Annotated in this window: 21 protein-coding genes; 8 read left to right on the top strand and 13 right to left on the bottom strand. The window is 39.0% G+C overall.

The features are described from left to right. Positions 1 to 115: 115 nt before the first annotated feature. A complete protein-coding gene (locus ABJH98_RS16810; protein ID WP_348308881.1) occupies positions 116 to 394 on the top strand; it encodes a hypothetical protein in 279 nt (92 codons plus the stop codon). A gap of 81 nt (positions 395 to 475) precedes the next feature. On the opposite strand, the gene ABJH98_RS16805 is transcribed toward ABJH98_RS16810, so the two are convergent. The 3 genes from ABJH98_RS16805 to amt all read right to left on the bottom strand — a co-directional run bounded on the left by ABJH98_RS16805 (position 476) and on the right by amt (position 4,141). Continuing rightward, positions 476 to 1,504: a glutamine synthetase beta-grasp domain-containing protein gene (locus ABJH98_RS16805; protein WP_348308879.1), complete on the bottom strand. Its 1,029-nt coding sequence runs from the start codon at positions 1,502 to 1,504 to the stop codon at positions 476 to 478. Positions 1,505 to 1,648: 144 nt separating this feature from the next. After that, positions 1,649 to 2,701, bottom strand: a complete 1,053-nt coding sequence (locus tag ABJH98_RS16800) for an outer membrane beta-barrel protein (protein WP_348308878.1) — start codon at positions 2,699 to 2,701, stop codon at positions 1,649 to 1,651. A 99-nt stretch (positions 2,702 to 2,800) separates the two neighbouring features. Then, a complete protein-coding gene (amt, locus tag ABJH98_RS16795; RefSeq protein ID WP_348308876.1) occupies positions 2,801 to 4,141 on the bottom strand; it encodes an ammonium transporter in 1,341 nt (446 codons plus the stop codon). Between the two features lie 486 nt (positions 4,142 to 4,627). Here amt and ABJH98_RS16790 point away from each other — a divergent pair, with 486 nt between their 5' ends. The 4 genes from ABJH98_RS16790 (at position 4,628) to ABJH98_RS16775 (ending at position 8,764) form a co-directional block, all read left to right on the top strand. Next, positions 4,628 to 4,975 (top strand): YraN family protein, encoded by a 348-nt coding sequence (locus ABJH98_RS16790; protein ID WP_348308874.1) that lies wholly within the window; start codon positions 4,628 to 4,630, stop codon positions 4,973 to 4,975. Between the two features lie 100 nt (positions 4,976 to 5,075). Beyond that, positions 5,076 to 5,552: a DUF3291 domain-containing protein gene (locus ABJH98_RS16785; protein ID WP_348308872.1), complete on the top strand. Its 477-nt coding sequence runs from the start codon at positions 5,076 to 5,078 to the stop codon at positions 5,550 to 5,552. Next, the gene (locus ABJH98_RS16780; protein ID WP_348308870.1) at positions 5,552 to 6,073 is read left to right on the top strand and encodes an NAD(P)H-dependent oxidoreductase; all 522 of its coding nucleotides are present in this window, start codon (positions 5,552 to 5,554) and stop codon (positions 6,071 to 6,073) included. Before ABJH98_RS16785 ends, ABJH98_RS16780 begins: the two co-directional genes overlap by 1 nt. Positions 6,074 to 6,127: 54 nt before the next feature. Next, complete coding sequence (locus ABJH98_RS16775) at positions 6,128 to 8,764, top strand: ATP-binding protein (protein WP_348308869.1); 2,637 nt, start codon at positions 6,128 to 6,130, stop codon at positions 8,762 to 8,764. On the opposite strand, the gene ABJH98_RS16770 is transcribed toward ABJH98_RS16775, so the two are convergent. After that, positions 8,753 to 9,433 (bottom strand): LytTR family DNA-binding domain-containing protein, encoded by a 681-nt coding sequence (locus tag ABJH98_RS16770; protein WP_348308867.1) that lies wholly within the window; start codon positions 9,431 to 9,433, stop codon positions 8,753 to 8,755. The two genes, ABJH98_RS16775 and ABJH98_RS16770, sit on opposite strands and share 12 nt — an antisense overlap. Before the next feature lie 147 nt (positions 9,434 to 9,580). Between ABJH98_RS16770 and ABJH98_RS16765 the strand changes: the two genes are divergently transcribed. Genes ABJH98_RS16765 through ABJH98_RS16755 form a run of 3 tightly spaced genes read left to right on the top strand, consistent with a single transcriptional unit; the run spans position 9,581 to position 12,707 of the window. Then, positions 9,581 to 10,732, top strand: coding sequence for a transporter (locus ABJH98_RS16765; protein WP_348308866.1), 1,152 nt, complete (start codon positions 9,581 to 9,583; stop codon positions 10,730 to 10,732). A 28-nt stretch (positions 10,733 to 10,760) separates the two neighbouring features. Next, the gene (locus ABJH98_RS16760; RefSeq protein ID WP_348308864.1) at positions 10,761 to 12,233 is read left to right on the top strand and encodes a vanadium-dependent haloperoxidase; all 1,473 of its coding nucleotides are present in this window, start codon (positions 10,761 to 10,763) and stop codon (positions 12,231 to 12,233) included. A 12-nt stretch (positions 12,234 to 12,245) separates the two neighbouring features. After that, positions 12,246 to 12,707 (top strand): doxx family protein, encoded by a 462-nt coding sequence (locus ABJH98_RS16755; protein ID WP_348308863.1) that lies wholly within the window; start codon positions 12,246 to 12,248, stop codon positions 12,705 to 12,707. 31 nt (positions 12,708 to 12,738) lie between these two features. Here ABJH98_RS16755 and ABJH98_RS16750 read toward each other — a convergent pair whose 3' ends face one another. The 9 genes from ABJH98_RS16750 to ABJH98_RS16710 all read right to left on the bottom strand — a co-directional run bounded on the left by ABJH98_RS16750 (position 12,739) and on the right by ABJH98_RS16710 (position 21,899). Next, positions 12,739 to 13,830, bottom strand: a complete 1,092-nt coding sequence (locus ABJH98_RS16750; protein WP_348308861.1) for a hypothetical protein — start codon at positions 13,828 to 13,830, stop codon at positions 12,739 to 12,741. A gap of 193 nt (positions 13,831 to 14,023) precedes the next feature. Beyond that, positions 14,024 to 15,793: a long-chain fatty acid--CoA ligase gene (locus ABJH98_RS16745; RefSeq protein ID WP_348308859.1), complete on the bottom strand. Its 1,770-nt coding sequence runs from the start codon at positions 15,791 to 15,793 to the stop codon at positions 14,024 to 14,026. Between the two features lie 29 nt (positions 15,794 to 15,822). Next, positions 15,823 to 16,593 (bottom strand): EcsC family protein, encoded by a 771-nt coding sequence (locus tag ABJH98_RS16740; RefSeq protein WP_348308858.1) that lies wholly within the window; start codon positions 16,591 to 16,593, stop codon positions 15,823 to 15,825. Then, positions 16,586 to 17,431, bottom strand: coding sequence for a GNAT family N-acetyltransferase (locus tag ABJH98_RS16735; RefSeq protein WP_348308856.1), 846 nt, complete (start codon positions 17,429 to 17,431; stop codon positions 16,586 to 16,588). The genes ABJH98_RS16740 and ABJH98_RS16735 overlap by 8 nt, the downstream gene beginning before the upstream one ends. A 26-nt stretch (positions 17,432 to 17,457) precedes the next feature. Further along, a complete protein-coding gene (locus ABJH98_RS16730) occupies positions 17,458 to 17,802 on the bottom strand; it encodes a tRNA-binding protein (protein ID WP_348308855.1) in 345 nt (114 codons plus the stop codon). Then, positions 17,799 to 18,656, bottom strand: coding sequence for a nucleoside phosphorylase (locus ABJH98_RS16725; RefSeq protein ID WP_348308853.1), 858 nt, complete (start codon positions 18,654 to 18,656; stop codon positions 17,799 to 17,801). Before ABJH98_RS16725 ends, ABJH98_RS16730 begins: the two co-directional genes overlap by 4 nt. A gap of 69 nt (positions 18,657 to 18,725) precedes the next feature. Further along, a complete protein-coding gene (locus ABJH98_RS16720; RefSeq protein WP_348308852.1) occupies positions 18,726 to 19,364 on the bottom strand; it encodes an acetyltransferase in 639 nt (212 codons plus the stop codon). Positions 19,365 to 19,373: 9 nt separating this feature from the next. Continuing rightward, a complete protein-coding gene (locus ABJH98_RS16715; protein WP_348308850.1) occupies positions 19,374 to 20,621 on the bottom strand; it encodes a hypothetical protein in 1,248 nt (415 codons plus the stop codon). 3 nt (positions 20,622 to 20,624) lie between these two features. Then, on the bottom strand, positions 20,625 to 21,899 hold the full coding sequence (locus tag ABJH98_RS16710) for a DUF2851 family protein (RefSeq protein ID WP_348308849.1): 1,275 nt from the start codon (positions 21,897 to 21,899) through the stop codon (positions 20,625 to 20,627). Positions 21,900 to 21,969 lie beyond the last annotated feature (70 nt).

The raw sequence follows: 21,969 nt of genomic DNA, 5'->3' as shown, positions 1-21,969 counted from the left end.
AAAGACCAACAAGTTCGAGTATCAAAATTTGTATTTTACAAGTAGCAGGAATAGGATGGGGCAAAGATCAACTTATAGATACACCAATGAAAAGTTATCAAACGCAATCTATCACTTGACAATAGGTGAAGGAAATATTAAGCAAAGACTTTTATCTGTAAGAATGATATTTTTTACATTTTCAGAGAATAGCTTTCCAGAGTTTTTACGAAATGATTGGATGAAACTAAAAAAAACCATGACAAGTGGTTTAGAATTAAAAAATGGAGAAGGAGTTGTCCAAATGGATTCTATTCAAGGTTATTTATATGGACGCAAAAAAAGAACTCTTTCTAAGCACGTTTCGAAACTAGTTCAAATACAACAACAGTTGCGAGATTATCTAGAAGACTAGAATAATTAGAACTATAAAATGATCTAAAAAAAGGGAAACCCTTGACCGAGTCTCCCTTTTGTCAATTTGAAATAAACTTTCTTATGCAGTCACTGCGTCAGGAACTTTTGCCGTCTTTACAGTTTTGATAATTCTTGCAGCAATTTTATAAGGATCTCCGTTAGAAGCAGGTCTTCTGTCTTCTAACCAGCCTTTCCAGCCGTTTTCTACCGTAGCGATAGGAATACGGATAGAAGCTCCTCTATCAGATACACCAAAGCTAAATTTGTCAATAGACTGTGTCTCGTGCGCACCAGTCAATCTTTGATCATTGTCAGCACCATATACTTCGATGTGCTCTTTTACGAAAGGAGCGAATGCTTCGCATATCGTAGAATAAACCTCTTTAGATCCACATGTTCTCAATACTGAGTTTGAGAAGTTAGCATGCATACCAGATCCATTCCAGTCACCCTTAATTGGCTTAGGACTCCAATCGATAGAAACACCGTACTTTTCAGCAGTTCTTTCGAGCAAGTATCTACTCACCCAAATTTGATCACCTGCTTCAGCAGCACCTTTAGAGAAACACTGGAATTCCCACTGTCCGGCAGCTACTTCACCATTAATACCTTCTACATTTATACCTGCATCTAAGCAGAGGTCTAAATGTTCTTCAACAATTTCTCTTCCGTATGCATTGCTTGCCCCTACAGAACAATAGTATGGCCCTTGCGGTCTTGGGTAACCAGCTTCTGGGAAACCTAATGGTTTACCAGTACTATTGTCGATCAAGAAATATTCTTGCTCGAACCCGAACCAAAAATCATTGTCATCGTCGTCGATAGTTGCGCGACCGTTACTTTCATGTGCAGCACCGTCTGCATCCAATACCTCAGTCATTACGAGATATCCATTTTTTCTGTCAGGATCCGGGAAGATCGCAACAGGCTTCAACAAACAATCAGAAGATCCACCTTCCGCTTGCTCAGTTGAACTTCCGTCGAATGACCACATTGGGCAACTTTCCAGCTTGCCATCGAAATCTCCAACGATTTTAGTTTTGCTTCTTAGACTTTGTGTTGGCTTATATCCATCCAACCAAATGTACTCTAACTTTGCTTTTGCCATTTTACTTAAATTTTAGCTTTTACTGTTTTACTTTTATTCTATTTCACTTTGCGTTCCTAAAAACCAGATGACTCAGCACTAGTTTAAAAGTTTTGCCAAGGCACCCTCGAGAGTACCCCGGCAAAAGCTAAATTCTAAAATTTCTTAGAACGCATATACTGCTGCCAACGTAAACGATGACATGCTTTTACTCAATGTTGGGTTTACCCATATAGGGTTTTCCTCATCACTGAAATCAAATCCATCATTATCATCAATAAACCCATCGTAAGACAACATGTCTATTCTGAATTCTGGGATGATTGTCAATGCACCTACAGAGTAGTTAGCAGACAATGTCAAATCAATCACGTTTTCGTCCATTGCAATTGCACCAACTCCTTCGTCTTTGAAATACTCCCCTCTGATTCCCATTGAGAAATCATCCGAGAAAGAATTTTGTAGATAAAGTGCTGCACCAGTGAAACTATCTTTAGCCTTAGTCGCATTTACACCTAAATAAATCGCATCTGTCAAATCCCACCCAGCAGTCAAATCCACTTGATAGAAGTCGTCTGAAAGAATTGTGTTCAAATAAGCTCCTCCATATCCTACTTGTGCCCCAAAAGCGTAATCGCCAGTAGGGTTGAAATCAGTAGCATCTGTTGGGTTTAATACTGCCAACATCAATGAGGCTTCACCCAAAGCAATGTCAGCTTTTAAACCTGTGTGTGAGAAAGGACCAAAAGAGAACATATAAGAGGTGGAGTAGTTATAATTGCCTGTCGGAGAGATCACTTCATATCCTAAGAAAGTGTTGAAGTTACCTACCGTCAAAGTCACGGTCTCACTTACGTTCCAGTAAGCATACAATTGATTAACAATACTTGAAGAAGCCGTAGTAGCAAGAAATACTGCATCAGTTCCTCTAGGACCAAAAGCCAAATCAGCTACAAAGCCCGTCTTTTCACCGTCCATACCAACAATTACATTGGCCATACCTAGTGCAAATCCTGTCTGGTTAGCAAATGAAGTAGATGGTGCTAGTGAAGATCCATCACTTGCGTCATTTGTTCCTCCGCTTAAAACGGCTCTATAATAAGCATCTATACTTCCTGAAATTGACAGTTCAGGCTTACTTGATTCTTCCTCTTGTGCGAAAGCAGAATATGATAAACTCAATAATGTTACCATAATTATGGATAGAAATTTCTTCATGATTAAATTTGTGTTTTGGTTCATAAATTTGTTTTACAGATTTGTGATATTAAGTCCTGCTGGAACATGTTGGCAGACATGTCCAGCAGGCAATATTTTTTACTCGTCGTAAACGATCGTATATCCTCTGATACCGTGTTCGTGCGTGTCGAGTCCTTCTGTTTCGTGTTGTTCTGACACTCTTACTCCAACAGTTTTCTTAAGAATAAAGAATAAGATGAAAGCAATTGGGAAGGCAGCGATGGCATACATCACTACTCCATAAAGTTGTGTCATGAAAGAGAAATCAGATCCACCGAAGATACCAACGGCTAACGTTCCCCAGATACCACATGACAAGTGAACTGATACAGCTCCAACAACGTCATCTAGCTTAAGCTTGTCAAGTAAAATAGCAGAAAGCACTACGATGATACCTGCAACTGCTCCAACGATTAATGAGTTGTTTACAGAGATCACATCTGCACCAGCGGTGATACCCACTAGACCAGCCAAGATGCCATTTAGCACCATACCTAAGTCCATTCTCTTGAAGACTACATAAGCAGTTAAGAATCCAAATAATCCACCAGTACAAGCAGCCATACATGTAGTTACCAATACAAATGAAACTAAATCTGGATCAGCTGAAAGTACTGAACCGCCGTTGAATCCAAACCAACCTAACCATAGTAGAAATACACCTATCACGGCTAACGGCACAGAAGTACCTGGCTTGTCGATGACTTTACCATCCACATATTTTCCAAGTCTTGGCCCTATCACGATAATACCGGCCAATGCGCCCCATCCACCTACAGAGTGAACCAGTGTAGATCCTGCGAAATCATAGAAGCCAGCAGCATCAAGAAAACCTGCTCCCCATTTCCAGCTACCTAATATTGGGTAAACAATACCCACATAAAGGACAGTGAAGATCATATAACTAGAAAGCTTCACTCTTTCCGCAATAGCTCCTGATACAATCGTAGCAGCAGTAGCAGCAAACATGCCTTGGAATAAGAAATCTGTCCAGTACGTGTATCCACCACCTGCGTAGTCGATAGAAGCACCGTCGCCAGCATCTAAACCAAACCCAGCGAACCCAAGTACACCATCGATGATTCCGAAATCACCTGGGTACATCAAATTGAATCCACAAATCATATAGGTAATCAAACCAATGATGGGTGTAATAGTATTTTTGAAAAGGATATTAACGGTGTTTTTTGACTGGCCAAAACCAGCTTCAACGCCCGCGAAGCCTAAGTGCATAATAAACACTAAAGCTGTTGCCAACATCATCCAGATGTTGTTGGCAGTAAATAATGCAGTAGCACCTGCAGCAGCAGCATCCGCCACGGCGGCTGTTACTTCAACAGGAACTTCAGCAACTACAGCAACCGGAGCTTCCGCTACCGCCACTGAATCTTGCACTACATTCGTCAACAGATTAATCATAGCATGTAATTTTTAGTTCTAAATTATTTTCCTCAGGAAAATCCCAACGTAGGATTTTCAAGCTTTTTTCACAGAATATTGCATACTTTACAAAAACCGGCTCAAAAAATAACCGATTATAGCTGTTAAGCTGCAAATTCAATCTAATTGGGGGTGTTTTAATGCTGTTGAGATGCTAAAGTAATATTTTTACGTATTACTACGTAAATTTTTACTCTGGTTTTTAACTATTTACGTGAATTATTACATATTTCGTTATTTTTCTACCCTGTTTTTAACTAATTCACAAAATTTAGCCTAAACGACGTATAATTTTTACGAAAAATTATCATCCATGTATTTAAATAGATGGGATTAATACATTCAAGCGAATAAATTGGCCTATTGATAAATTGCGATATTCATTATGCACTGTTTCATTCGTATTCAATTCAGTGATGATGAATCAGTAGTTATTGATAGATTAGCTAAAACAAACCCTTTGGATTGAACCAATCAACAAAAGACATCGGAAAAGAAGCCGAAGAGCGGGCGTTAAAGTTTTTGATTGAACTCGGCTACACGCTACAAAAAAGAAATTATCGCTATAAAAGATCGGAAATAGATATAATTGTCCAGAAAGGCAATACGATTGTATTTGTGGAGGTGAAGTTTCGTAAAACCACCAAATTTGGACATCCGGAAGAATTTGTTTCTGATAACCAAAAAAGATCCATCGTGTCTGGCGCTGAACATTTCATCTCAGAAACCAATTGGCAAGAGAACATTCGCTTTGACATCATCGCTATTGATGGACAATTCAATATCGAGCACTTCGAAGATGCGTTTTATTAATTAGCAATTGTGCTCATGATCTATATGAGCAATGCTCATCTATTTTTCCAAACATGCTACTTTGATCATTGTAAATTGAAGTTTAAAAAATATGTAGCACATGAATAGTTCCCAAGATCAACTGGCCCAATTCAACATCACCAAACTGAAAGCAAATTTAGACGACCCTATCATGAAGGAGTTTAAAGACTTTCTAGCCCCTGTCAATCTACTAGCAGAAGAAAGTCCTGGATTTGTCTGGCGACTCAAAGATGAAAATGGTGATGCAGCTATAGAGGTGGAAACACCATTTGATGATCCCTTGATTTTTGTAAACATGTCAGTATGGGAAAATTATGAATCTCTCAGATCATACACCTATGACACCGTGCATAACTACTTTCTAAAAAGCAGAAAGAAATGGTCTGAAAAAATGGACAGCCATCAAGTGGTGCTTTGGTGGGTTGAAAATGGCCATCTTCCTAATTTGGAAGAAGCTAAGCAAAAGTTAGAATTGCTAAAACACAATGGCTCTTCCCCAAATGCATTTAGCTTGAGAGAACTCTATTCAGAAAAAGGAAAATTAATTGAATCATAATGAAAAATATTTTGGCCATCTCAGGGAGCATTAGACAAAATTCATCCAACCATGTTGTCCTTCAGTATATAGGTGAAAAATTCTGTAACGAAATAGATATGGAATTGTATCAAGGTATCGATCAGCTACCACATTTTAATCCAGACTATGACAAGGAACCATCAGCCGAGGTCGTAGAGTTTAGAAAAAAGATAGAATCAGCCGATGGCATTATCATCTGTACACCTGAATACGTTTTTAGTCTTCCTGGAAGTCTGAAAAATGCCATTGAGTGGCTGGTTTCAACAACGGCTCTATCAGGCAAACCTGTTGCTCTTATCGTAGCTGCTGCTTCTGGACATAAAGCTTTAGAGTCGCTAGATTTAATTATGACCACATTAGAAGCTAATATTCCAGCGGATTGCAAATTGCTTATTCAAGGAGTTAAAGGAAAAATCAATTCTGAAGGTCAACTTAATGATGTAGATACTAAAAATAAAATTGAACATAACATGAAGTCATTTCTTTCTTCTTTGAGCTGACTATTTCATATTCAAAATAAAATTTATCTAGCTTTAGCGCTGATTGTTTGATCTATGGAGTCAGGGGAAATAAAATTTTGGCATTCACTTGTCACTAAATTTGGTCTATTTTTTATAGGGCTTATTCTATTAGCCATTTTTACCTCTGGATATTTAATCTATCAAAGAGCTTCAAATATTATTGGTGCATTCAGCAAAGAACGCATCAGCCATAGCTCTCTTTTAGCCGAACAATCTTTTTATTCTTTGTTAGCAGAGGTTGAAAATGATATTTCAGTCATGTCCGAAAACGCCAAGCTGCAAGAATATGCACATACACCCAATCCAGATTTGAAAAATGAAATCGAGCACCTTTTCTATGTCACATTAAAAAATAAGCCCAACTATTTTCAAATCAGACTCATAAGCCTAAACGACTTCGGTCAAGAAATCATCAGACTCGACAAAAAAGGAAAAGAAGTTCTTTCAACTAGTACTGATCTACTTCAAAACAAAAGTGGAAGGCCCTATTTCAAGGAAGCTTTGCAACTAAATCCTGAAGAATTTTATTTCTCCCATATCAGCTTAAATGAGGAATTTGGTGTGGTAAGTCCATCACTTACACCTACCATAAGGGCTGTAAGTTTGATCTATGACAAGGATCAAAAGCCGACTAACATGTTGGTGATCAATTTGGACCTTAGTAAATTCTATCAAGGCCTAAGAAATATAATGACGTCGGGCATAGAATTAATGCTTGTAGATCATTCAGGGCAATATTTATTTGCTTCAAACATGACTAAATGTTTCAGCAAGCAGCTTAAAAGCTATGAAAAATTTGATGTTGATTTCACCGTTCCTTTTTCTGACATAAAAACAGATTCTATTCGTTTTGAGTCCTTAAAAAGCAAAAAAGGCACTTTGCTTTTGTCTCAGATCAAATCACTTTTCTATTCGCAAAACAAACATCAAATTTTTATTCTCGCTTATATGAAAGAAAGCATTGCTTTGAGGAGTGTGTACTATATCAAACAGTATAGTTATCAAATTATCCCGATTGTGTCATTGGCGGCACTCATCATTGCTATGATATTCATAAGAATATTAGCGCTAAGAATTGGATCAATCACGCAAGCCATGGGCGATTATGAACAAGAATCCCCGCCTGTTATCAAGGTCTCCGAGAATCGAAAAGACGAATTGGGAGTACTTGCCAGAACCTTTATAAAAATGAAGGCACGAATTATCCAACAAGTAGAAGACCTAAGAAGTGCGTTGGACAAAGAACAAAAAGCTGTTGTGGAAAAAGACCAGTTCTTGCAAAACATGAGTCACGAATTGAGAACTCCTCTAAATGCAATTTTGGGTTTGACACAACTTATCAAAAAAAACAATCCAACGCCTGAGCAAGAACCGATTGTCAATGCCATACATAGAAGTGCACAGTCATTAGCAGGACTGATGTATGACATACTAGATCATCATAAACTCATAGAAGGACAAGTTCAGTTGAAATTCAAACCCGCAAACATCTCTGAATTACTTTCTGATATTCACTCAAGCTACAGGTTTGAAGCCATCAACAAAGGCCTTGGTTTTGAACTAAATATTGATCCATCTTTACAAGGCATTTACCATCAAACTGATGCCTTACGTTTTACTCAAATCATTTCCAACCTAATCGTCAATGCTATCAAATTTACTGACGCCGGGAAGGTGATACTTGAAGCTACTGTTGATGCAGATGAATCATTGACAATAAACATTATAGATACAGGAAGGGGTATTTTATCTGAAAATTTAGAGAAAATCAGAGAACGGTTCTATCAAGAAAAGCACAACTCTTCGTCGTCAGATGGATTTGGCCTGGGACTATCTATTGTGAAGCAATTGATAGATCTGTTTTCTGGAGAATTAATCATAAAATCTGAAATTGGTGTTGGTTCCACATTTACAGTAAAACTACCTCTACAAGTAACTGATTATCGTACCAACAAGAATAGCGATTCTATGCAACGCCTTTCTTTTGATGACCTTGAAGAAAACAAAACTATTCTGCATCTAGAAGATGATGAATCAGCACGGCTCCTCATTCATCAATTGATTCAATCTCCTAAAATTGAGCTCATTCAAACCAACAACTGGGCGTTTGCTAAACAATGTATTGAAAAGCAAAACCCTGACCTGATCATAAGCGACTTGATGATAGAGAATTTTGATATGAGTGAAATGCTTACTACCATAAGCAAAAAGCCAAGTATCCCCATCATTGTCGTCTCTGCGCTGGAGGAAATACAAATGCAAAAGATCAGCAATTACTATTTGCAAAAACCTTTTGACATCGAACAATTCCTAGACTTGTGTTTTATTATTCTAAACAAGGACAAATGTGATCAACCCAAATTGTCCAACAGCTATGAACAATACGACCACGATAAGGTCAAAATTGAAAAATTCATGACGCTGTTAATTTCTGAATTTGAAACTTATATTGAAAGAATAGATCAAGCTTTTGAAAATCAAGATGAATCAGAATGGATAGCCATTCGACACAAACTCATCACTCACATCAGAAGTCTTGAATTGAATAATTTGAATGAGCAACTTCCCGTTCAATTGGCTGATTTAAGTAATCAGAAATTGTCCGTGATCAAAAAATTATTGAGCTATAATCTGAGCTATTTCAGGAATGAATCTCGGTTACTTCAATAACCTGATTTTGTTTAGCAATTCTTTTTCATATAGGTCACTAATAGAAATTTCTTCAGATCCCACCTGTACATCCCCACTGGCTATGCTGTCGATATGATTGACATTCACAATGTATGACCTTTGAATGCGCTGAAAGTAATCTGGTAATTTTGCAGCCAATTCCGTCAATGTCATCAACGTAAGCAGTTTTTTGTTTTCGAAAACCAATTCTGCATAATTAGCTGCAGATTTTACGTATTTCACTTCCTTCAAATCTACTTTCACCAATTTGTTTCCATCTTTTACGAAGATCTGATCAGACATAGAAACCGATGTACCCTGTAGACTTTTCACTTTTTGCATTCCTTTAAAAAAACGAGCAAAATCAATTGGCTTCACTAAAAAGTCCACTATTTGCTCATAATCGTATGACTCAGAAGCAAAATCCCGATTGGCTGTAATCATAATCACTGATGTGCCAGAATCTACAGTCTGTAATATTTCTTTTCCGGTAATATCTGGGAGGTTATAGTCCAAAAGAATGACATCAAAATTATTCTGGCTAATCAAATTGATGGATTCAAAGCCACTATTCGTCACAGTGACATTTGATACAAAGTCCACCTTCGAACAAAAATGCTCCAAAAGGTCACAAATCAGGGGGTCATCATCTACAATGAGGCAGTGCATGTTTTATCAATTCATCCGATAGTTTCATCCACCAAGATAGCCATTTCGTCCTTTAGTCAATAAATGGATATAGGAATGAATTATCATTGATTTTACAATAATTAACCAAAACTAAACATTACTTCCGATCTAAAAATAAACAAAAGCATGAACGCTAAAAGTATTGTCTTTTCCGTCATTCTATCACTAGGCACTTTAATAACCTCAGCACAAGGATGTGTAGCCATCAGAGGTTTTAGTGGATGCTCTACAGGGCTATCCAACACTTTTGGTAGTTCAAAAGGCGAACTTTTCGTTAATACTGGATTTCGCTATTTCAAGTCCTTCCGACATTTTCGTGGCAGTCATGAAGAAACAGAGCGCATAGAAAATGGCACCGAAGTAATCAATAAAAGCTACTTCATGGACATTTCACTGACCTACGGCATTACTGATCGCCTGTATGGTACGCTGACAGTTCCTCTCACTCATCACAATCGATCGTCTATGTATGAGCATGGCGGCAATCCCCCAAGCGGTCTTGGCGAAAGACACGAAACTTCAGCTCGTGGCTTGTCAGATATTCGAATGGGTGTGGGTTATTGGTTGGTAGATCCAAACAAAGGCAAAAAATATAATTATGCCTTAGGGCTTGGATTGAAATTGCCCACTGGCAACTACGAATACAAGGATAATTTTTACAATCAAGGAGAAAACAGAGACGAGACTCGATATCAAGTAGTTGATCAATCCATCCAACCTGGAGATGGAGGCACTGGCATTACCGTGGACGTGCAGGGTTTCCACATCCTTTCGGATAAATTTGTTCTCACCTCCAACCTTTTCTATCTACTCAATCCTAAAGAAACCAATGGCATACTTACCAGATCTGGTACAAGCGAATTTTCTTGTCCTGATCAATATGCTTTTCGAATCGGGACATTCTACAATTCTAAAATTCAAGGACTCAGCCTTTATACTGGAGGGCGAGTAGAAGGTGTGCCTTCCAATGATTTAGTAGGCGGTAGTGCAGGGTATCGACGACCTGGATATGCCATTTCTATAGAGCCAGGATTGGCCTACAGTAAAAATAATTTCGCCGTGAATGTAAGTGTTCCAATTGCCGTATTTAGAAATCGTGTGCAAAGCTACTCAGACAAACAATGGACGGAGACAACAGGCGAATACAAAAATGGAGATGCGGCATTTGCCGACTACTTGTTGAGCTTCACTTTCACCTATCGAATTGGGGGGAAACACGGCGAGGACATGCTAATGGATTTTGTGCCTAGTTGGAATGAAGATGCTTATCAAGATTAAAACTGAACGAACAAGTAAAACTAGTAATATGAACAGATTAATACATTTTGCGATACTAATCGCTTTTTTGACTACGGCCTGTAGCCCAAGTCAAAATACAGTTGAAACTAAAGAAGAACCAACAGGCGCCGAAAATGTGGCCTATCAATGGGGTAAAATAGCCCTGGAAGCTACGGCGAACGATACGGACATGTTTAAGCCCAGACCTACCATTACCAGTAGATTTTTGGGGTTGATTTTCACTTCCATATTTGATGCATGGACGCGCTACGATGAAAAAGCTACGCCTGTGTATCTATCTGGAGTAGAAAGACGCCCTGCCAACGAGCTTACCACTCGCAACAAAGAAATAGCCATCAGTTACGCCGCTTATCGGGCCATGTCAGAGTATTACTATTCGGACTCTACCATGTACCGGAATTTCATGGTCAAACTGGGACTCGATCCAGATGATATGTCATTGGATCCTTCTACTCCAGTAGGTATTGGGAATTTGGCCGCCAAAGCCGTAATAGAAGGACGTAAAGGCGACGGATCGAATCAGTATGGAGAACTATCAGGCGAAATGGGAAAACCATATTATGACTACACGGAATATGCTCCAGTAAATTCCGTTAATGAAAACATAGACATCAACAGGTGGCAACCAAAATATTTTGCTGATGGCAAGGGAGGAAAATTTGCTCCAAGCTGTCTGACACCATACTGGCAATTAGTAAAACCATTGATGCTCGATTCCTCCAGCCAATTCCGCCCAGGCCCTCCACCGATGGTAGGTTCAGAGCAACTAGAACAAGAAGTAAAAGAAGTCATTGACTTACAGGCAGGACTTACAGATGAAAATCGTGCCCTAGTTGAATTCATGAGAGACGGCCCTAAGTCCGTACAGCAGGCGGGTCATTGGCTGATCTTTGCACAAAATGTTTCGATCAGAGATAATCATACTTTGGATGATGATGTTAAAATGTACTTTCTTGTGGAAGCTGTTGCCATGGATGGGTTTATCGCTTGCTGGGATTCCAAAATGTTTTATGACTACGCCAGACCCTATGCATTAGTCCATGACTACTACCAAGATCAGGTGATCAAAGCTTGGGGTGGACCAGAGGTCGGCATGACCGAAATGAAAGGGGAACAATGGAGGCCCTATTCTCCAGAAACCTTCCTTTGCCCTCCATTCCCTAGTTATGTGTCAGGCCATAGTACTATTAGCGGTGGATGCGCCGAAGCACTAAGATTATTCAAGGGTGACGACAATTTTGGAGCTTCTGTAGATTTAGTTCCAGGCATTATGACGGAACCGAATAATTTGGGTGACACGGTTACATTGAATTTTCCAACCTTCACCAAGGCGGCGGAAATGGCAGGAATCTCTAGAGTGATGGGAGGTTATCACATTCAAGCCGATAATATCGAAGGTTTGAATCTGGGTAGAAATGTAGCCAGAGACATCTATAAAAAATATCTCAAGCTAGTGGGTGACGAAAAAGAAGCCATCTAAAAACATAGCGGCATGAGCGTCAAGGAAATATCAGAAAAAATAGATAATGGGCTTTTTGCCCTAGCAGACAAATACGGCATTGTATTGCTAGAACTATCAATTGGATTGATCTATATGTGGTTTGGGATACTTAAGTTTTTCCCAAACTATAGCCCCGCTGAAGTTTTGGCAGCCGATACCCTAGACCTCCTAACGCTACATTTTTTTGACAAGAAAATTTTGATATGGGTTCTCGCTTTTGGAGAGCTTTTAATTGGCTTGGCGCTGATACTAAAACTCAAATCCAAATATGTGATTTGGGGATTACTTGTTCATATGGGAGGGACGTTCTCTCCCATTTTTTTCTTTCCTGAGCAAGTCTTTACACATCCACCCTTTGGATTTAGTATGGTAGGCCAATACATAATGAAAAATATAGTGATTATCAGTGCTGCTTTAGTGATCTACACCAAAAATATCAGAAGCCTGGGTTGAATATATGGTTGAACCTTATGCTGAGTTCTTTTTACAACCCGAAACGATAATTTGCAGATAGCATGAGCTGTTGTTTGGATTTAAGAAATCCATATTCAGCTCTAAACTGCCAAATAGGATTGAGCTGAAAATTAGCTCCCAATAGCATGTTCCATTCGTACAATAATCTCTTGTCGAATTTGTAGTGCACAGTAGATGTACCGATTCCACTCAATAATTCACTAGCACTTTCGCCAGCTCCTACAATAGCAGTGGCTACACCATGCACCGTATTATAAGTAGCCTCCTGTTTGGCTTGTTCGATTCTTGAAAGGTCATTCCATTCGGAACTACTGGTATAATCTACCCATTCGTTTTCCAAATCGGCAATGGTACTATTGGCCTCATCTATCCTTTGGTCCAAGGCATCCAAAGCGGCGCCATCCAAGCTCAAGGCTTCTTCCAAGCTTATCTTACCAGAGGTTTGGCTTTCGAGCTTTTGGAACTGTGCTCCACCATAAAAAGCCCAAAAACGTCCTGGTGTTTTAGTAGGAACTCTTTTGATTAACCGCATACCACTCACTTCCACTAAGACTGGTTTATCTAACCGTTCGTTGGTAGTCCAAGACCAGCTATAATCAGCCGCCAACACGACTGGGCCTAAGGGCACCATAGCAATCAGGTTAAAGCCATAATATTGTCCTCTCAACTCAGTTACACTTTCTATCTCTATAGGTGCCGTTAGGCTCACCACCTGCTCACCCCATATCTTTCCATAATATCCTGAAACAGCCAAAAATGGAAAGACCCAGGTGTCAGCTCTAAAACACAATGTATTGATTCTTCCCGATGAAGGTCCAAATTCTATCTGATCACTAACCCCTTGTAACTTATCAAAATCTGGATCTTCTCCTGGTTGGGTAAAAGCCAATGACATATTTTCAAGAACAATATCTTGCCTGTTGAATAAAGTATTCACCATCAACCCGTGAGGTAATTGCAACTCATAACCTTTAGCGTAGGCCTTTTTACCTAAGAGCGGAAACAAATAAGGATACTTTTTCCCAATTTGAGTACTGTCAATATTCTGCGCCATACCTACAGAAGCGATAAAAGTAAAAATGAGTATGAGTTTTATTTTCATATGAATGTCATATTTAGATACTAATTTCAATAAGATAATTGATCTGGACATAATAAAATTAACGTAGCTCGACTGCTCTTATCTATAGTCCAAATGACGCAAATCACCAGATAAATAATAAGAATCCAAGAGCCATACCAACCTTCTCCGATCATTGTGATTTTCTATATTCGATGATTTCTATCTAACAAATTTAATTAGACATCATATAAATTCGCTCGATCAACTCTTTGAATTTGTCCTTGATGATTCGACGCTTCAATTTAAGCGTCGGTGTAAGCTCTCCGGTGTCGATGCCCCAAACAGTCTCCATCAACTCGAACTTTTTGATTTGCTCCCAGTTGCCAAATTCCTCATTAAAACGAGAAATTTCAGACTGAAATAATTTTATCACTTTTGGATGTGCAATCAAAGACTTATTATCTAAAGAAGTGATTCCATGATCTGCTTGCCAATCTTTGAGTGTATCGAAGTTAGGGACAATAAGTGCTGAAGGAAATTTACGCCCTTCTCCCACTACCATGATTTGCTCAATGTATGTACTTTCTTTGAATTTATTCTCCATCATCTGAGGAGCAATATATTTCCCACCAGAGGTTTTGAACATTTCCTTTTTTCGATCTGTGATTCGAAGAAAACCTTCTTCTACCACACCGATATCACCTGTATGAAACCAACCATCTTGGATCACTTCAGCTGTAAGTTCAGGTGCTTTGTAATACCCCATCATGACATTAGGTCCTTTACAGAGGATTTCACCATCTGGCGCTATTTTCACCTCTACATGATCAATCAACTTACCTACTGCACCTATTCTAACATGTTCTGGAAAAGCAGCCGTTGCCGTGATCACAGGAGATGTTTCAGTTAATCCATAACCTTCACACACTGGGATTTCAGCCGCCCAAAAAATTCTTGCCAGCCGCGGCTGAAGTGCTGCAGCTCCAGATGAAATCAATTTCAGCTGCCCGCCTAATGCTTCTTTCCATTTAGAAAAAATTAGTTTGCGAGCAATTTTTAGTTTGAACAGATACCAACCGCTGAAATCGCCATTCGGGTCGTACTTCAATCCTAAATCAATGGCCCAAAAGAACAATTTTCGTTTGATCAACGGCAACTCATACCCTTTGGATACTATTTTGTCATACACCTTCTCCAACAATCGAGGCACACAGGTAAACATATTTGGATGAACCTCCTTAATGTTATCTCCAATCTTATCCATGCTTTCTGCATAGTACACCGACAAACTGTTGTAGATATAGACGTACAACGCAGTTCGCTCATAGATATGGCACATCGGCAGAAAACTCAATGTACTATCCTCTCCGGGTATCATAGTACCCATGATCCGCTGAGAGACTCCAAGCGTATTCGTGACAATGTTATTGTGACTCAGCATCACACCTTTTGGTCTGCCAGTTGTCCCTGAAGTATATATAATGGTCAAAAGATCGGAAGGTTTTACTTGATCTTTCAATGCTTCGACGTTTTTCAGATCACCTTGAGGATCTTTTTCTTTTACCTCCTTCCAATGGTTTACTCCTTCTACTTCGTCAAATGAAAAGATGTATTTAATATCCAAAGAAGCAGTGGCAGTTTTTACTTTTTCAATCAGCTCCTGATCGGAAGCAAATACCATTTTGACCTCGGCATGTTGAAAAATATACTCATAGTCTTCAACTGTAATGGTAGGATACATGGGCACTGTGACTACGCCAATCTGCTGACAGGCAAAATCCACAAAGTTCCACTCTGGTCTATTGGGGGAAACAATCGCTACTTTATCCTCTGGCTTCAATCCTATGGCCAGCAAACCAAGACTCAGCTGGTTTACAATTTCAACTACTTCATCTGTGCTATACCCTTTCCATTGACCAGATTCCTTAAAATTAAGTGCTTTGTCTAGTGGGTTTTTTTCTTTCTGATAATATAGGAAGTCAAATACTCGTGTGGCCGTCATATTGTTTCTGTAGTAATCTTCTAAGATACTTATTCTGGTAGTTTCGGCTGCCCTTTTTTGAGTTTTTCTAAATCAAAATCCTGAACATTTAAGCGTCTCAGGCGATAAGCATTCATTGCGGTTTTACCTAATCGATTAGTCAATTTGTGATTGATGTAAGCACCTACTACGGCTCCGACCCCTGGAATCAGCTGAAGTAATTTGGCCAAATCCAAATGATCTCGATACTCTTGTTGGAAAGAACGCCAATCGAAAGCATTGATATCTTTTGGTAGTTTATTTTTTTGTACTTCCCAGTTACTTAAGATCAGATAGATTTCATTTCTTCTTTTCTGGCTCGAAAAGGCCAATTGAAAAACATACAATATAAAAAGTCGTTCTTTGTAATCTTTAGTGTCGATGCCATAAGAAGCCGCAATATCGAAAAGCATCTTCATTTTGATGGATAGCCAAAGTGGAAAGTCGGCTAGCCCACTTACAAACCCACCAAAACCAGTGATAGCCCCTTCCGCGGTAGCTGTAGACGTATACTTGTTTATTTTGTCCTTGACCTGCTCTTCAATATCCATCAACGATCTCACATCAGTATTAGGCTTAGTAGTAAAATCGGCGCCAAACAATACCGCCCGGGTCAACTCCTTGATTACTTTTGTCATGATTCGGTGCAGTCGCTCTGGCCACAAACTATTGATCTTCGTTTGCAATTTTCGAATCGCCGCATTGGAGATAGATGGCGTACGTTGCATAGTTACTTGCCATTCTGCTAATTCATGCGCTATTTTTTCCTCGTAGCTAGACATTCGTCAATTGTTTTTGCATTTCAAATTGCTGAAGATCACGATTGAATCCCAATTTTTCTAAGAAGCTAATAATACCTGTCTCTTTAGATTCTATATTCAATATGGACATTTTTTTGTTCACGCTCAGCGCATGTGCGCGACAGATCAATGCCGTGCCTATACCTTGTTTCCTATGGGCTGGATGTACGGCCAGCTGAGTAATTCTTCCATTCCGGGGTTGAAAAATCATATAACCTATGAGCATTCGATTATTTCTTGTTTCCAAAATGATCTCGTGGGGTAGGTGATACTTTACCTGATTCAATTGATCGAGCATACTGGATTGTATCTCTCCCAAGGTTTGGTATTCCTCTATCGAGGATGCTCTAACGGTCTTAATCTCAACTGACGAACGAGCCTCACGTTTTAGTCTGGCATCTTTCAACATCAAACATTGGAATGTTTTAACTTTTCCGAATCCTGCTTTTTCATAAGCTTTAATTGCCACTTCATTCTCAACCAAAACTTCAAGTACACATTTTTTGACTCCTTCTTCCAACAAAGCAGGCTTGATATAATCATACATTTTAGACGTCAGACCGAGACCCAAGTAGCCAGGTATTACACCAGTTCCTCCATTGTAGGCTGCCCATTGACCCTCATATTCGTTAGTGGTTTGAAAAATAAAGCCAACTAATTTATCTCCAGAAAAAACACCAGGTGACAAGTCGAAATTGATGTTCAATTTAAACAACATCCGATCTTCAAATGCTTCTCTGGTCATCTTCATATTGACTTGGTACTTAGAAAATGCTTCTATAAATGACCGGTGCATTTGACCAAGGTCTTCTTTGGACAAAGTCCTATATTTCAAGTCTGATTCCATCAGCAGAGTCTGGCACCGTTGGGTAGTTTTCTTTCTACAGAAGAGAGAACGATATCTCCATTTTCATCCGCAAAACCTGTAACCAATACTTCCGACATAAATTTGCCTATTTGTCTTGGTGGAAAATTGATTACGCCAATGACTTGCTTGCCTATCAATTCATCTAACGAATAATGGACTGTGATTTGTGCACTTGATTTCTTTACGCCTATTTTTTCTCCAAAATCAACAGTCAATTTGTAGGCTGGTTTTCTTGCTTCTGGATAAGGTTCGGCGGATAGGATAGTACCTACTCTCAAGTCTACCTTTTCAAAATCATCCCAACTGATTAATTCGTGATTCATATTCTATCTAAAACCTTTTTGATTAAATCATCCACAACTTTTGCTGGCTCTTTAGCAAATTCGTGAGTCACCCGATTGGCAAGAATGGCGTTCAAACTTAAAACCTCATGACCCAGCATTCTACCTAAGGCATAATAACCAGCGGTTTCCATTTCAAAATTCGTTAACCTAAAATCATCCTGCCGAAACTCATTCAGGACATCCATAAATCCTGGTAATTTATTCTTTGCTCTCAAAGTTCTACCTTGTGGTCCATAAAACCCTGGGCAGGTCACCGTGTTACCATGAATCATATCAAAAGCTAACCGGCCTTTCAAAATTTTGGAACCAGTTACTGCATACGGCTCGAACGGCAGACCAGTTGCTGATTGAAGCGCTTTTGAAATGGCTTGTTCTTCTTTGGTTTGTTCCAAATGGTAATAGCACATGAGTGTATCCAGTCCTACAGCCATTTCAGAAGCTAAAAGTGACCCTACTGGAATATCCTTTTGCATACTACCAGAGGTCCCAATTCTTATGATATTTAAGCTTGTTTTTTTCTCCTTGATGGTGCGAGTAGTCAAATTTACATTGACCAATGCATCCAATTCGTTTAGGAATATCTCTATGTTATCAGTACCCATACCGGTACTCATCACAGTGAGCACTTTTCCCTTATATACCCCTCGGTGAGTGACAAACTCTCTATGTTTTGTTTTGAAATCTACGCTTTCAAACAACTCAGTGATCTTTTCTACACGGTCAGGGTCACCAACTGTTAAGATCGTATTCGATATATCTTCTGGTTTTAAATTCAGATGATAAACACTGCCGTCAGGATTTAATATTAGATCTGTTTCGGAAATTTGGGTCATGCTACTTCAAGAACAATTTATTCCTGAAAAGATAGCAAAAACTAAAAGATCAAAAGAAACAAAGACAGGTTATGCGTCTACCTTCTGTGCTGGATTCCCAAAGACTGTATCACCATCAGCTACGTCTGCAATCACTACAGATCCAGCTCCTACCCGAGCATTTTTGCCTATTTTGACGCTGCTCACTATGACAGAACCAGCTCCAATAAAAGCATTTTCGCCAAGCTCAACATTGGCACTCACCGTAGCTCCGGCTCCTATTTGAACAAAATCACCAAGCTTGGCATCATGATCTACGGTGCATCCGCTGTGCAAGATACAGTGATTAGCCAAATCGGAGCCAGCACCTAAGGTCACATTGGCATTGATGAAATTACCATGGCCGAGCACAGCTGACTTGGCAATATGTGCCGAAGCGTGAATCGCATTGGTGGGCATTACTTTACGCTTTTCGATCAATGTTTTTGCAATAGTCTGCTTCTCCTTGCTATCGTCCGTGGCCACAAAGGCCTCGCATTTTTGGCCGATCAGTTTGAGAAATCCCTGATCATTAGTTTTACCCAGTACAGGAATATTATCTATTTCCGTGTCATGCAGTTTTTTATCATCATCAAGGAATCCGTATACTACGTTTCCATTAGATTCAAATATTTCAAGTGCAGCTCTACCTAGGCCACCAGTTCCAAAAATGATTACGGGATTTTCCATGCCGCAAAGTTAGAGAAAAGTAGAATTAATTCTTTCTAAAAATGTAAAGAGAGTGCACTTGGGTACAATTAACATCAGTAATAGAGGAACGTAATAAATTTTAAATCGAGCCAAAGTGCCAAAATTGGGGGCGGAATAGGTGAGAAAAACTGAAAGGGCACTGACATAAATCAGTATGGCCAAAAGTTCAGGAGTCCATTTTATCTTGTGTTTTACAAGTGTATACCCTGCCAAGGTCATCCCAGCTAAAAGGAGGAAATTTTCTAAACTTGAAAGTACTGCCGGGAAAGTTAATACTTCACCAATAACAGGGCGAAACAATCCTGAAAACCATAGATAAGGTACATTGACCAAAACATCCAAACCATTACCAAACCAATTAAACGTATAGACAGCACCTTCAGGCGCTAATTTCATAAAGGCCTCATGATTTTCTTGCATGACTTGCCAAATCTTACCATAAGTCAAATTGGGACTAAGCCAACTAAAAAATAAAAATACTGGAACAGACAAAGAAGCGAATATTATACTACTCTTTTTCCAAAATCCTGAAATCTCCCACTTTTTCCAAATCGGAAGATGAAACCCGATCAGATATACGAGTAAAGGAAGGAGTACCGCAGCGATATAATACTTGAAAATGACGATTATAATGAGTGAAAGAATTCCTATGGTAAAATGACCGAAGTGAAACTTTCTTTGAGAAAGCCAGGACAGATAAACACCAAGTAAAAATGTAAGTGCTCCAAATACCAGACTCTCTTTGAGCAATCCAGAAGACCAAAACATGATGGATGGAAAATAAAGAAAGGACAACAATGCAGGAGTTTTAAGATAGCTTTTCCAAAGCACAAGTTTGTCCACTAAGTAAAATGAACCAAAAAAACTAAACATTGAAAAATACGCTGATAGTAACCAGTAATCAGCCTGAGTCACCAGCTTAAGAACAGCCACCATTCTGACAAAATAAATGGCTCTAACCTGCCAACTATCGTCAAGATCTCTTGTAATAGCTTCATAAAATTGGGGAAATCCCAATTTTGACAATCTTTCAGCATCTTCGTAAAATCGAATCGTATCCCCTCCTTCGTAAAAGGTATGAAAGAGCAAACCAAGTAATATCCCACAACACACTTTGTAAACTAAAGCAGGCCAAAAATGCTTGCTTAAAATTCCATTCTTGTATCTCTGATAATACCAATAACCAGCTCCAAGGAGAATTACAATATTGATAATATAAATTAGGAATTTGGACAAGGGCTAACTATTGATCAAGCTGACCCCAATTTTACAGGATAGACACTTCTTTTTCAAACAAAAGTCATTTCTTAGTCCGATCAGTGCCTGGGTGTCGAATGCATCCTTCGATTTCATTCCCAATTCTTGCCATGTTTTAGTGATATGATTTTTCTCTGGGGATAAGCTTTGAAGCAACCCAACTGCTTTGTCCATGTAGCCGCCTTCATCTGTGTACTGAGCATAAGCCGCCAACAAAGGAGCTACTGAATTAATCATAATTAAATCAATACTTGATTTTCCAATTGTCTTTGTGCTTCGATTTCCTTCCTTACCAAAATCATAATGTTTCAGCCAGTAAGATGAGACTTCAAACTCAAACATCATTCTAAGTTCTTTTTGATCAGCGAAATGGATGAACTGATCGAAACATTTCACATTTTTAGAAAGAAATGAAGCAAACTGTGCCAAACGTACTGTGGGAAAATTACCTGGCCTTAGCCTCAGAAATTTCCATTCGGCTTTCATTAAAACTAGATTATCAAGTCTATATTTTTTAGACAAATAATCAAACTCTTTACCAAGTTCCAATCCATAGTCTTCATTCGCTCCTGGTAGAAATCCAGCCATGCCGAAAATTAGTGCTTCTACCTGCTCAAGTTTCTCTGCATGCTTGATGAGTATCTTATGATTTAGGCTTTGTGCCAATTTCAGAAATGGCTCTTCATTGGCCTTGAAACCAAAATTTTTGGCCAGTAGTTGATAAGTAGTTTCTTCCCAATTTCCGTTATTCTTCTCCAAAAGGTGATGGATGTACTCAGATTTTTGTTTTAGCCTCATCACTCCTACCTGCTCAAGCATAGACCATTTATCGATGTTTTTCACCTGATCAAACTGTGTAGCACATGGTATCTTATCAGGACTTTTGATGAGTTGATTGCACTTTTTGAGCAGTTCTGGTTTGATTCGGTTTTGAAGTTCCAGCACTGGTAGTATTTGTCCGTTGGCCATTTGCACTTCTTCATCATGCTCCCAAACCACATGGAGCACTACGTTATTATAAGCTTCATCATGTTGATGTTTATGTCTATTCCAATCAGACGATTTTAGATGTATTTCAATATGCCCGTACCATGTAATATCCCCAATGAGTAATTTGGCATTCAAGAAGTCTGGACCAGCATCAGTGTTATAATTCCCAATTGAATATACCTGAATGGGAAGTCCGTCTGAGGTAGTCAATAGAGTGGCATTAAATTTTTGAAATTGCCAGATAAAATGTAAAAATGATTCTCGCAAGGTTGGTCAATTTGGTTGGTCAATTCTCAAAGTACAGATTCTAATTTAGTTTTTGAAACCTTAAACTCAA

Origin of the sequence: Reichenbachiella sp. (assembly GCF_039969095.1) — a bacterium.
Classification (GTDB): domain Bacteria; phylum Bacteroidota; class Bacteroidia; order Cytophagales; family Cyclobacteriaceae; genus Reichenbachiella.
The sequence above is the reverse complement of the archived record's forward strand: the minus strand, read 5'-3'. Positions and strand labels throughout refer to the sequence as shown.